We start from the raw sequence: 12,797 nt of genomic DNA on the forward strand, positions 1-12,797 counted from the left end.
GGGCCGGGCAACTATTCCGCGCGCTCAAATTCCAGGCCGGACATCGGGCACCCCTCCGCCTCGCCAACTATAAGGCCGGCTTCGGATTGTTCCACTGGGCAGGTCATGGGGAACTGCGCAGCGCCAATGCTGCCCGAGGGGTCGGTCAGCACCAACTCCCTGTTTTCAAGGGAATAAGCGCCACTCACGCGAGCGCCGGTACGGTCCTGCATCAAGAACGTGCCATCCTCGGCCAGTGTCAGGCGCAGGCCATTGGCTTCGCCTTCCGCCGACACTTGATAGACACTGCTGGAGGGGGATAGTTCTGCGCCTTCTTCGGCATCGGCACCCGCTGGCGACGCCGCTCCGATTGCGGCTTCGATGCCTTCGAGCTGGCTCGACCGCTGGGCGAGGGTGCGCGTCAGTTCCTCGACCTGCGGCTGCAGCACGGCCAATTGATCTTCATACCCGTCCACCTCCCCGGCAAGAGCGTCGCGGCGCTCCCCAAGGTCGGCAATGCTTTGCTGCAATTGCTGCACATCCTCACCGGCTGCCTCGGTTTGCTGGGCAATTTCGGACCGCTCTTTCTGCGCGGCCGTCAATTCCTGACGCGCTGCCTGCAACTGGCTCTGAGTGTCCGCCAGGCTCGACGTCGTCAGGGCTGCTTCCTCTGCGAGCTGAGCGACATTGGCCGTCGCAACCTCTTCCTGCCGCCGCGCCTCTTCAAGGCGAGCGCCGACATCATTCAACTGCTGGTTTGAACTCTGAATTTCGGCCTGGAGCGAGGCCTGGCGGGCGGCCAATTCCTCGGTGCGTTCCTGGTCCTCGGCCAGCCTGGTCTCAAGCGTCGCCATTTCCGACTGGCGGGCCGTCAAGTTCTGCGTCGCAGTCTCAAGCGCGCTGTTGCGGGCGTCCAGCTCCGACTGCGCATTCGACAAGGCGGCATTGGCCTCATCCACCTGCTCGCGGAGCGCGACCAGCTCGGTCTGCGCGGCCTCAAGGCTGGCGACGGTTTCATCGCGCGCGGCCAGCTGCGCGCTGATTTCGTCGCGCTCGCCACTCACCACGGCAAGCTGTTCGCGAAGCTGCCCGCTCTCTCCCGCGCTGTTGATCCAGACGGCGAAAAACGCCAGCCATCCGGCGACGGCGACCACCAGAATGGTGAGCACCAGTGGTTCCCTTAAGCGCTGCGACAGGTCAGTCATGACGATCCCCCGGAATTGGCTACCAACAGAGGCAACGTCGCGCGTCGTCATGGGTTCCGGTCACGAGGCGTGTTCGCTGGTGAACCCGCATTTCGCGCCCCGGCTCAACAAAAAAACCCCGCGCTTCGGGCGCGGGGTCTTGGAAAATTTCGTCTGCGGCAGAGCGTCTTAGGCGACGTTCTCGCTATAGACTTCGCTCTCGTCCGGCTCACGCAGCACATAGCCGCGGCCCCAGACGGTCTCGATGTAATTCTTGCCGCCGGTGGCAACGCTGAGCTTCTTGCGCAGCTTGCAGATGAAGACGTCGATGATCTTCAGTTCCGGCTCGTCCATGCCACCATAGAGGTGGTTGAGGAACATTTCCTTGGTGAGGGTTGTCCCCTTGCGGAGCGAAAGCAGCTCCAGCATCTGGTACTCCTTGCCCGTCAGGTGAACCCGCGCGCCCTGGACTTCCACAGTCTTGGTATCGAGGTTGACCATGAGGTCGCCCGTCGAGATGACCGACTGGGCATGGCCCTTGGAGCGACGGACGATGGCGTGGATGCGGGCCACGAGTTCGTCCTTGTGGAACGGCTTGGTCATGTAGTCGTCGGCGCCGAAGCCGAGACCGCGAACCTTGTCCTCGATGCCCGCGAGGCCCGAAAGGATAAGTATTGGCGTCTGCACCTTGGCAACGCGCAATGTCCGCAAGACTTCGTAACCGCTCATATCCGGCAGATTCAAGTCCAGCAGAATGATGTCATAATCATAAAGCTTACCGAGATCGACGCCTTCTTCACCGAGGTCGGTGGTGTAGACGTTGAAACTTTCGGACTTCAGCATCAGCTCGATGCTCTGCGCCGTGGCGCTATCGTCCTCAATAAGGAGTACCCGCATTATATTCCCCTTGCCATTCGTTCCTGCTGGAACCTGCGGGAGGCCTGGCCATATTGCCGTTCCCGCTCCAACCCTACTGGATATGACTGAAGCCTAAGCCCAACTAGTTAACAAAGTTTAATTCTGATCCGCAATACGCAAAGAGCGTTAGTACAACTTTATCTTAAGTTACTGAAAAATAACGATAAATGCCCTATAAAATTCTTAAGGTACTACATTAAGAAAGGGTTCCAAGAGACTCTTGGGACTCAAGCTATTCGGGCTTTTGGGGGTGGTTTTGCCACAATGGTGGCGGTGAACGGAATTAGCCGATCATCACTGCCAATAGCGCTTTTGAGTTAATGATCGGTTACGATCTGATTCGCACGAACCAACGATTCGAGCCCGGCTGGAAACCATAAATATGGCACGGGGCCACCGCCAGGCTATCGATGATGAACGGCCACAGGGCTTAGATGAACATGAAAGCGCTGATCTCGGCCATTGAGGCCATAGACGACGTGGAAGTGTTCGGACGCGTCAAATCCGTCCAGGGCCTTCTGATCGAAATCGTCGGCCCGGTGCGTGAGCTGCGCGTCGGCGGCCGGGTGATCATCGAAACCACTGACAACAAACACCTGGCGGCTGAAATCATCGGCTTCCGCGACGGCCACGCGCTCTGCCTGCCGTTTGGCGAATTGGGTGGCGTGCGTCTCGGCTGCAAGGCGGTGTTCAGGCGCCATGACGGCTCGGTCAATCCGTCCGAGGGCTGGCTGGGGCGCGTGGTCAATGCCAATGGCGACCCTATCGACGGGCGGGGACCGCTCCCACGCGGCGCTACTCCCTATCCGCTGCGCCAATCCCCCCTTGCCGCCCATGACCGCACGAGGGTGGGTGATCCCATAGAGTTAGGCGTGCGCTGCCTCAATACCTTTGCCACCATGTGCGAAGGTCAGCGCATGGGAATTTTTGCCGGCTCGGGCGTTGGCAAGTCGGTGCTGATGTCCATGCTGGCCCGCAATACCGATGTCGACGTCTCGGTTATCGGGCTGATTGGCGAGCGTGGCCGCGAGGTCCATGAATTCATCCAGGAATATTTGGGCGAAGAAGGGCTGGCCCGTGCGGTTGTCGTCGTGGCCACCAGTGACGAGGCTGCGCTGATGCGCCGGCAAGCCGCCTATATCTCCATGTCTATCGCCGAATATTTCCGCGACAGCGGCAAGCGCGTGCTGTGCATGATGGACAGCCTCACCCGCTTCGCCATGGCGCAGCGCGAAATTGGCCTCGCGATCGGCGAACCGCCCACCGCCAAGGGCTATCCGCCCACCGTCTTCACCGAATTGCCACGCCTGCTCGAGCGCGCGGGACCCGGCACACCAAATTCGGGCTCTATTACCGGTCTATTTACCGTTTTGGTGGAAGGTGATGATCACAATGAGCCTATTGCGGATGCCGTACGCGGCATTCTTGACGGGCACATCGTGATGGAGCGCGGCATTGCCGAACGGGGACGCTACCCCGCAGTCAATGTGCTCCGGTCCATCTCGCGGACCATGCCAGGCTGTGTGCCCGAACAAGTTCGGCCCATCCTGTCGAGGGCGCGGGAACTCATGTCCATCTTTTCGGACATGGAGGAACTGATCCGGCTGGGGGCATACCGGAAAGGGTCAGATCCGAACGTGGACCGCGCTATCGCCATCTACCCGCAGCTGGAGGCCTTTCTTGGCCAGCGACGGGATGAAACGACGACGATCGCCGAGGGCTACGCCATGCTCGCCGGTTTGATCGCCGAGGCCGATGCGCGGGACTGACGGGGTGGCTTGCCAGTGTTTGGGCCACACCGGAACTGACTTGATGTGTAAGGAGTACAGGTCTTGAAATCGCGCAGCGAGAGCCTCATCCGGCTCAAAAAGTTCCAGGTGGACGAGAAGCGTCGGCAGGTCACGCAGATCGAGATGATGGTAGCCGATTTCGAGCGCATGGCGTCCGAACTCGACCAGCAGATCGAGATCGAGCACACCAAGACCGGCATCTCCGATGTTGCCCATTTTGCCTATTCGACCTTTGCCAAGGCCGCGCTGACCCGGCGCGACAACCTCCTGGCATCGGCCCATGACATGAAGGGCAAGCTCGAAGCGGCCCAGGATGATCTGGCCGAAGCGCTCGAGGATCTCAAGAAGGTCGAACTGCTCGATCAGCGCGAACACCAGCGCGAAAAGGACGAACAGGCCAAGGTCGAGCAATCCGAATATGACGAAGTGGCCCGGATGCGTTATCGGCGCCAGTAGGCGAGACGCTACTGAACACATGAAAAGGCCCGCCGAAGCGGGCCTTTTGCGTTTTTGGACTGCGGCTGCCGATTACAGGTCGGTGGCGCGCTGGGCCGGATCGTCGGCGTAGGTGGCCTCGTCGTATTCCGGCTGGGCTTCGAGCTGTTCGCGGGTGAAGTCCGAATAGATAATCAGATCGCCGTTTTCGTTCGACGCGAACTCAAGGTTCTCAAGACCAACGGCAACGCGCTTTTCGCCAATGCCGAGGAAGCCACCAAAGTCGATCAGCATGGCGTCGACCTGGCCATCAGCCGTCAAGAGGATGTCGCCGACCACGGCAATGTCATCGCCTTCCGGGCCAATCACGGTGGCACCTGTGAGGTTCTCGGCCGTCAGGGCATCGACCTCGACGGCAGTATAGCCCTCACGCGGCAAGACATTGGTCTGATCGGCATTCGTGGCATCATCAGCCGGAGCGACAGCCGGATCGGCTGGTGCCGCGGCAGGATCGGCAGGGGCCACAGCCGGATCAGCCGGTGCGACGGCCGGGTCAGCCGGTGCAACGGCCGGGTCAGCGGGGGCGACGGCCGGATCAGCAGGCTCCATGGCCGGGTCGGCTGCAACATCAACGTCCCAGATGAAGTCCGGTGCAGCGTTCAGCGCGTCAGCCGTGGTGGCCAGCACCCAGCGCTCGGTTTCATCAAAGGCAATGGTGTATTCGAGCTCGGCAAAATCAACGGCGACATTCTTTTCGCCAATGCCGAGGAAGCCACCAACGCCGATCACGACGGCATGGATTTCCCCATCCGTGGAAATGACGAGATCGTTGACGGTACCGATGGTTTCGGCATCTTCAGCGCCGCTCGAGAAAATGGTGGCGCCCATGATTTCGGACACCAGGGCATCACCCTCGCCTGCAACATAGCCGGCGGACATATCCCAAGGCTCATCGGCCTCCATGGTGCCGTGATCGGCGGGGGTCATCGCATCATCAGCAGGGGCCATGGCATCATCGGCCGGGGCCGTAGCATCGTCAGCCGGCGCCATTTCGTTGGCCGGCGCCATCTCATTGGTCGGTGCCGTTTCGGTGGTGGTGGTCTGTGCGACAGCAGCAGTACCAAGCACCAGGGCAATGGCCGAGCTGGTAAGAAGTGTGCGGATCATAGTAGGCTCCATAGGTTCATCGTTGCGGTGAACAGGGCCGTGCGGCGCAAAACTTGCCGGTAGCGCACCGTGCGGCCCATTGATGTTCGATGAACGCAAGGACCGCGCGAGGCGTTCCGCAGCTTTTTTGCGGGCCAATTCGGAACCAAAGAAAAAGCCGGCCGCTGATTGCACCAGCGCCGGCTCTTCCCGCCTCCCGTTAACGGGTTATATTATTGTCGACCAACCGGGTGTGTCGCGGTCACGCCGGTCGATCTTTCTGCCCCCGGCGGCGCGGCATGGGGCGCGCAGGAGGGCTGACAGGACGACAATAGCGCAACCACGTGGACCGACCAGCCAGACCCCGGTTAATGCGTTAACGCAATGCTAATGCGCGCGACGTGTCGCCTTTTGGCGCGTCGTTTTCTCGCCTGTCTTGGTCCCAAAACCGGGACCCACTTTTGGCTGACATGCCCTAATCGACCAGGTGTGCGCTCTCACGGTCATAGTCGCGCATGGCCCGATGCGGCATCCCGCCATCCTGGAATTCAGGCCCGAAGGCGACGAAACCGAGGCTTTCGTAAAACCCCAGCTTGTCTGATTGAGCGGTCAGGTAAAATCGGTCCTGCCCGCGCTGGCGCGCATGAGCCATGGCCGCCGCGATCAGTTTGTGGGCGATCCCTCGCCCGCGAAACAGCTGTCGCACCGCAACCCGGCCAATCTTGGTGTGCTCGGGCAGATCGATCAGGCGCAACGTGCCGACCACCTCACCCTCGCTGATGGCAACAAAATGGGTGGCCGAGAGGTCATATTCATCATGCTCCTCTGCCTCGGGCACCTTCTGCTCCCACACGAAAACTTCGCGCCGCAGCGCAAAGGCAGCGTTGCACAGAAGGGAAAAGCACGGGACGGGAAGGATGGCGAGTTCGGACATGGCCGCATCCTAGAGCATTCTACCGCTTCGTTAAAACGCCAAAATGCTCAGGCGCAAGGACGGAATGGTAGAGGCTGGACTGACAGCCCATTCTCAAGCAAGCCGCGCAAAAACGCACCCGTCACATCAATGTGTTTGAACTTTTCGCGCTTCTATCGTATTATGACGATGAATGGCGAAGGCCGTCGGGGCAACCTGTCCAATTTGTAACGATTGTTCTGCCCGGCACTCTTAAATTCGCCAAACTGCAACCTATATTATCCTGACTTCGGGAGTTGTGCCTTCGGGACAGCGTCCGATTTCCGCCCGCGTCCTGCGGGGGATGCCGTAAAGGGGGTGCGTCCATGGCCCAAACCAATTTGCCGGTCCTCTCGTCCGAGGGAGGCCTCAGCCGTTATCTTCAGGAAATCCGCAAATTCCCCATGCTGGAAGCGGATGAAGAATACATGCTGGCCAAACGCTACAAGGAACATGCCGATCCTGGCGCCGCGCAGAAGCTGATCACCAGCCATCTGCGCCTGGTCGCCAAGATTGCCATGGGCTATCGCGGCTATGGCCTGCCGATTTCCGAGGTTATCTCGGAAGGCAATGTGGGCCTGATGCATGCGGTCAAGCGCTTCGAGCCGGAAAAGGGCTTCCGCCTGGCCACCTATGCCATGTGGTGGATCCGCGCCGCGATCCAGGAATATGTCCTGCGCTCGTGGAGCCTGGTCAAGATCGGCACCACCGCCGCCCAGAAGCGGCTGTTCTTCAACCTGCGCAAGGTGAAGGGGCAGATTGCCGCCCTTGACGACGGCTCGCTGCACCCCGACCAGATCAAGCAGATCGCCACCACGCTTCGGGTGACCGAGGACGAAGTGGTGCAGATGAACTCGCGCCTTTCGGGCGACGCCTCGCTCAATTCGCCGATGCGGGCCGACGAGGGCTCATCCGAATGGCAGGACTGGCTGGTCGATGACACGCCGGACCAGGAAACAAGCCTTGGCGAAAGCGAGGAATATTCCGAGCGCATGGGCATGCTGAACAAGGCCATGGACGTGCTCAACGAACGCGAACGTGCGATTTTCCAGGCCCGCCGGCTTCAGGAAAGCCCCTCGACGCTCGAGGAACTGGCCCAGCAATATGATGTCAGTCGCGAGCGCATCCGCCAGATCGAAGTCCGCGCCTTTGAGAAGGTGCAGGACGCCGTCAGGGATGCGGCAAGCCACGCCTGACAACGCCTTGCTCCGCAGGAGCGTTCACATCGCAATAAATCAAACGCCCCGGCCCGGCAGCCGGGGCGTTTTGCGTTTCCCACGCTATTGCCCCTGCGTCTCCAATATCGTCTTGATCGCCACCAGGTCCTTGCGATTGGCCGCCTTCATCGCACCCGAAAGAACCGGCGCCATAATGCCGGCAAAGCCCTTGGGCGCGCCGCGATTGATCAGGCACATGCGGGTGCGCGCGGGACCCATGGCCTGCAATTGATAGGTCGTCTCCATGGCCAATGGCCCCTGTGCCGTGGCCATCACCAGCCTGTTGGGCGTCAATTCGACCACCCGATAGGTATAGGCCAGCTCCCGCCCCAGAAAGCGGGCGACAAAATCCATCTCGCTGCCCAAGGCAACCGGCGGATCGGTGCGCCAGCGGACAGACTGGATGTTCTGGTACCAATGGGGCGCATTGGCGGGATCGAAGGCATAGGCGGCGACGACAGCAAGCGGCCTTTCGATCTCGATTTTCGTGACGACTTCAACCTGCATCGCATTCCCTTCTTGGCCCGGCATCCGGCCTGCAGCAATTTTTAGCAGTTCGCCGGGACATTGGTGCATCCTTTTGACCCGTGAGAACGTATTAACCCCATCGCGACAATATGACTGGACGGGAAGGCCCGAAACGCCGAGGTCTTGCCCTTGTAACGCCCCATTGAGGGACTTACATTCGCCCTAATACCGTCGCTCCCCATGCGCCGGCTTCTCCGGGACAGGAATTGATGAACGGAAACTTCCGCAACTTCGCCATCTGGCTAGTCATACTCTTCATGCTGATGGGTCTGTTCCAGGTCTTTCAATCGTCCACGCGCACCATGTCCGTGGCCGAAAAGAGCTATAGTCAATTCGTGACCGACATTGAGAGCGGCCGCGTTTCGAGCGTCACGGTGACCAATAATGTGGTCTCGGGCCAGCTCAACGACGGCACCCGCTTTGAAACCATCATTCCTGATGGCGCCGATGTCATCACCAAGCTTGAAAACCGCGACGTGAGCATCACCGCCCGCGCCCCGGAAGCCAGCCCCTTCTGGTCCATCCTGCTCTCGAGCTGGTTGCCCTTCATCGTCATCATCGGCGTGTGGTTCTTCTTCATCCGCCAGATGCAGGGCGGCGGTCGCGGCGGTGCCATGGGCTTTGGCAAGTCGCGCGCCAAGCTTCTCACGGAAACCCAGGGCAAGGTGACGTTCGAGGACGTCGCCGGCGTTGACGAAGCCAAGCAGGATCTTGAGGAAATCGTCGAATTCCTGCGCGATCCCGGCAAGTTCCAGCGCTTGGGCGGTCGTATTCCGCGCGGCGTGCTGCTCGTCGGCCCTCCGGGTACCGGTAAGACGCTTCTGGCCCGCTCGGTCGCGGGCGAAGCCAATGTGCCCTTCTTCACCATTTCCGGTTCTGACTTCGTGGAAATGTTCGTCGGCGTGGGCGCATCGCGTGTCCGCGACATGTTCGAACAGGCCAAGAAGAACGCGCCCTGCATCATCTTCATCGACGAAATCGACGCCGTCGGTCGCCAGCGTGGCGCCGGGCTCGGCGGTGGCAATGACGAACGCGAACAGACCCTCAACCAGCTGCTGGTCGAGATGGACGGCTTTGAAGCCAATGAAGGTATCATCCTCATTGCCGCCACCAACCGCCCCGACGTGCTCGATCCGGCCCTTCTCCGTCCCGGCCGCTTCGACCGCCAGGTCGTGGTGCCGAACCCGGACGTGTCGGGTCGCGAAAAGGTCCTCAAGGTCCACGTCCGCAAGGTGCCGCTGGCCCCCGACGTCGACCTCAAGGTGCTCGCTCGCGGTACCCCGGGTTTTTCGGGCGCGGACCTGATGAACCTGGTCAACGAGGCGGCCCTGATGGCGGCACGGCGCAACAAGCGCTTCGTCACCCATCAGGAATTCGAGGACGCCAAGGACAAGATCATGATGGGCGCCGAGCGCCGCACCATGGCCATGACCGACGACGAGAAGAAGCTGACCGCCTATCACGAGGCCGGCCACGCCATCATCGCCCTCAAGGTTGCCGGCATCGACCCGATCCACAAGGCCACCATCATCCCGCGCGGCCGTGCGCTGGGCATGGTGATGACCCTGCCCGAGAGCGACAGCTATTCGTTCTCTCGTGAAAAGGCGCTGGCGCGGCTGACCATGCTGTTCGGCGGCCGCGAGGCCGAGATCATCAAGTTCGGCCCCGAAAAGGTGACCTCCGGCGCCTCGGGCGACATCCAGATGGCCACCGGCCTGGCGCGGTCCATGGTGATGGAATGGGGCATGAGCGAAAAGCTCGGGCGCGTGCGCTACAAATCCAACGACCAGGAAGTGTTCCTGGGCCATTCCGTGACGCAGAGCCAGCACATGTCGGACGACACGGCTCGCATCATCGACCAGGAAGTGCGAAAGCTGATCGAGGATGGCGAAGCTTCGGCCCGCCAGATCCTGACCACCTACCACGATCAGTGGGAAGCCATTGCCCAGGCGCTGCTCGAATACGAGACGCTGACCGGTGATGAACTGCGCGCCCTGATGGATGGCAAGCAGCCCGTTCGCCCCGATGATAACGGCCCCGCCGCCCCCAAGGCGACCGGCGTTCCCTCGGCTGGCAAGACCGGCAAGAAGCGCCCCGACGCGCCGCCGGAGCCGGGCATGGAGCCGCAGCCGGAAAGCTGACCGGCACGGATAAACCACAATTAAGGGTCGCCCCCGGGCGGCCCTTTCGCTTTTCGCGACACTGCGCTATTCGAGGGCGAAGTGGTATTTAATGAACAAGACCAGTGAATCGGGGGGAAACCCATGGCGCGCAAGTATTTCGGCACCGACGGTATTCGTGGCCTTGCCAATGGCGACAAGCTGACCCCGGATCTGGCTCTTAAGGTCGGCATGGCGGCCGGCACAAAATTCGTGCGCGGCGACCACCGCAACCGTGTCGTCATCGGCAAGGACACCCGCCGCTCGGGCTATATGATCGAGCAGGCGCTGACGGCCGGCTTCACCGCCGTGGGCATGGATGTCTACCTGCTGGGCCCCATGCCCACCCCGGCAGTGGCCATGCTGACCCGCTCGCTGCGCGCCGACCTCGGGGTGATGATTTCGGCCTCGCACAATCCCTATGACGACAACGGCATCAAGCTGTTCCGCCCCGATGGCTACAAGCTCTCCGACGAGATCGAGCTGCAAATCGAAAAACTCATCGATAGCGATATGACGCGCTACCTCGCCAAGGGGCGCGACATCGGCCGCGCTCACCGCGACGAGGAAGCGCGCACCCGCTATATCGAATACGCCAAGCGCACCCTGCCCCGGAACATCGACCTGTCGGGCCTGCGCGTCGTGCTCGATTGCGCCAACGGCGCCGCCTATAAGGTGGCCCCGATTGCCTTGTGGGAACTGGGCGCCGAGGTGTTCACCATCGGGGCCGAGCCGGACGGGTTCAATATCAATCACAAGGTTGGCTCCACGGCCCCCGAGGCGGTGGCCGCCAAGGTCAAGGAAGTGCGCGCCGATATCGGCATTGCGCTCGATGGCGATGCCGACCGCGTCATTATCATCGACGAGAAGGGCAATGTGGTCGATGGCGACCAGTTCATGGCCGTTATCGCCGAGAGCTGGCTGGAGCGGCAGATGCTGGTGGGCGGCGGCATTGTCGCCACCGTCATGTCCAATCTGGGCCTCGAACGGCATCTGACAAAGCTGGGCCTGACGCTCGAGCGCACCCAGGTGGGCGACCGCTATGTGCTCGAAGCCATGCGCACCAAGGGCTTCAATGTCGGCGGCGAGCAATCGGGCCACATCATTCTCTCCGATTTCACAACCACTGGCGACGGCCTTGTCGCGGCCCTGCAATTGCTGGCCGTGCTCAAGCAGCTTGAACGCCCGGTCTCGGAAGTCTGTGCCCGCTTTGACAAGGTCCCGCAGCTGCTGCGCAGCGTGAAGTTCAAGTCCGGCAAGCCGCTTGAACACAAGCAGGTCATCCAGGCGATTGCCGATGGCCAGGCCATGCTGGGCAAGGGCGGGCGCCTGGTGGTCCGCGCCTCGGGCACCGAGCCGGTGATCCGTGTCATGGGCGAGGCCGACGACGCCATGCTGGTGGAAACGGTCGTGGGCCAGATCGAGGCGGCTATTCGCCAGGTCGCCTGACCACCCATAAAGTATTGATAGATTACTAATACGCATCTGCGCAGTAACGATTGATCAATCATCGCGATTGACTGGCGGTTAGGGTTAAATTTCTAGGTTAAGCGCGCTTTAAGAAGTTTGCCGGATATTGGTCGCAATCGACTTGGTGTCGTGGCAACCAAAGGACCTTCGTAATGCGTAACCTAACCGCTGCAATGCTGGTGGCAGGAGCCACCATGATTGCCGGGCAAGCCCTGGCTGCGGATCTGCCCTACTATCCCCCGGTCATTGAAATTCCCGATGTAGACTATGGCTATTCTGGCTCGTTCTACCTGCGCGGCAGCGCCGGCCTGAACCTGATGTGGACACCCTATGTCCATCATCCGGACGCCTTATCCGCAGACAAGAACTTCGCCATTACCGAATTCGGTTACGGCTATTCGGTCGGCGCCGGCGCTGGTTACGAATTCGGCAATGGCTTCCGCGTTGACGCGACGGTCGACTACCTCGCCAACGAGAACATGACCGCCTACATCAACGATGGTTCTGGTGGTGCTGTCCTCACCGTCGGCGACCACAAGCTTTCGCTGCGCTCCACTGTCCTGCTCGCCAACGCCTATTACGATTTCGGCCTGGGCCTGGGCGATGGTTATGGTGCTGCTGGTGGCGCGTTTGGCTATGTCGGCGCTGGCGCTGGCGTTGCCTTCAACGACTTCATCACCACCGGCTCCGCACTGCCCGATACCCGTGACCAGAACACCAGCCTTGCCGCTGCTGGCATGGTCGGCGTGGGCTATGATTTCGGTCAGGTGGTTGCAGACGTGGGCTACCGGGCCCTTTACATCAACCGCATCCACAACGATGCAGCCACCCACCCCTACACGCTCGACAACAATTGGATCCACGAAGTGCGCGGCTCCGTGCGCTATCGCTTCAACTAAGCCAAGCCGCAGACCGCCACGTCTGCCAATTCGGAATGGGGCCGGTGTCAGAAGACACCGGCCCTTCTGTTTGCCCTCTGGACGGCAAGCCCCGGCCAATGCTCAATGGCACGGGGACAA

Annotated in this window: 11 protein-coding genes; 6 read left to right on the top strand and 5 right to left on the bottom strand. The window is 61.0% G+C overall.

Features of this window, described 5'->3' with window-relative positions; genetic code table 11:
* Positions 1-11 precede the first annotated feature (11 nt).
* A complete protein-coding gene (locus tag NIM87_RS13890; protein ID WP_254675295.1) occupies positions 12-1,184 on the bottom strand; it encodes a coiled-coil domain-containing protein in 1,173 nt (390 codons plus the stop codon).
* Between the two features lie 168 nt (positions 1,185-1,352).
* Positions 1,353-2,060 (bottom strand): response regulator transcription factor CtrA, encoded by a 708-nt coding sequence (gene ctrA, locus NIM87_RS13895; protein WP_254675296.1) that lies wholly within the window; start codon positions 2,058-2,060, stop codon positions 1,353-1,355.
* Positions 2,061-2,521: 461 nt separating this feature from the next.
* Here ctrA and fliI point away from each other — a divergent pair, with 461 nt between their 5' ends.
* Positions 2,522-3,850, top strand: a complete 1,329-nt coding sequence (gene fliI / locus NIM87_RS13900; RefSeq protein WP_254675509.1) for a flagellar protein export ATPase FliI — start codon at positions 2,522-2,524, stop codon at positions 3,848-3,850.
* Positions 3,851-3,913: 63 nt separating this feature from the next.
* Positions 3,914-4,327 (top strand): flagellar export protein FliJ, encoded by a 414-nt coding sequence (gene fliJ / locus NIM87_RS13905; protein ID WP_254675297.1) that lies wholly within the window; start codon positions 3,914-3,916, stop codon positions 4,325-4,327.
* 72 nt (positions 4,328-4,399) lie between these two features.
* Here fliJ and NIM87_RS13910 read toward each other — a convergent pair whose 3' ends face one another.
* Positions 4,400-5,473, bottom strand: coding sequence for a PRC-barrel domain-containing protein (locus NIM87_RS13910; RefSeq protein WP_254675298.1), 1,074 nt, complete (start codon positions 5,471-5,473; stop codon positions 4,400-4,402).
* A gap of 454 nt (positions 5,474-5,927) precedes the next feature.
* Positions 5,928-6,386, bottom strand: coding sequence for a GNAT family N-acetyltransferase (locus tag NIM87_RS13915; RefSeq protein WP_254675299.1), 459 nt, complete (start codon positions 6,384-6,386; stop codon positions 5,928-5,930).
* 344 nt (positions 6,387-6,730) lie between these two features.
* On the opposite strand from NIM87_RS13915, the gene rpoH reads away from it, so the two are divergent.
* Positions 6,731-7,600 carry an RNA polymerase sigma factor RpoH gene (gene rpoH, locus NIM87_RS13920; protein ID WP_254675300.1) on the top strand — a complete coding sequence of 290 codons (870 nt, stop codon included), beginning with the start codon at positions 6,731-6,733 and terminating at the stop codon, positions 7,598-7,600.
* Between the two features lie 84 nt (positions 7,601-7,684).
* Here the strand turns inward: rpoH and NIM87_RS13925 are convergent, their stop codons facing one another.
* Positions 7,685-8,128: an SRPBCC family protein gene (locus NIM87_RS13925; protein WP_254675301.1), complete on the bottom strand. Its 444-nt coding sequence runs from the start codon at positions 8,126-8,128 to the stop codon at positions 7,685-7,687.
* Positions 8,129-8,358: 230 nt separating this feature from the next.
* Between NIM87_RS13925 and ftsH the strand changes: the two genes are divergently transcribed.
* The 3 genes from ftsH (at position 8,359) to NIM87_RS13940 (ending at position 12,677) form a co-directional block, all read left to right on the top strand.
* On the top strand, positions 8,359-10,290 hold the full coding sequence (gene ftsH / locus NIM87_RS13930; protein ID WP_254675302.1) for an ATP-dependent zinc metalloprotease FtsH: 1,932 nt from the start codon (positions 8,359-8,361) through the stop codon (positions 10,288-10,290).
* A 123-nt stretch (positions 10,291-10,413) separates the two neighbouring features.
* Positions 10,414-11,757, top strand: coding sequence for a phosphoglucosamine mutase (gene glmM / locus NIM87_RS13935; protein WP_254675303.1), 1,344 nt, complete (start codon positions 10,414-10,416; stop codon positions 11,755-11,757).
* Positions 11,758-11,930: 173 nt separating this feature from the next.
* Complete coding sequence (locus NIM87_RS13940) at positions 11,931-12,677, top strand: outer membrane beta-barrel protein (protein ID WP_254675304.1); 747 nt, start codon at positions 11,931-11,933, stop codon at positions 12,675-12,677.
* The last annotated feature ends 120 nt before the right edge of the window (positions 12,678-12,797 follow it).

The sequence above is a fragment of the Devosia ureilytica genome, from assembly GCF_024273195.1.
Taxonomy (GTDB): Bacteria; Pseudomonadota; Alphaproteobacteria; order Rhizobiales; family Devosiaceae; genus Devosia; species Devosia ureilytica.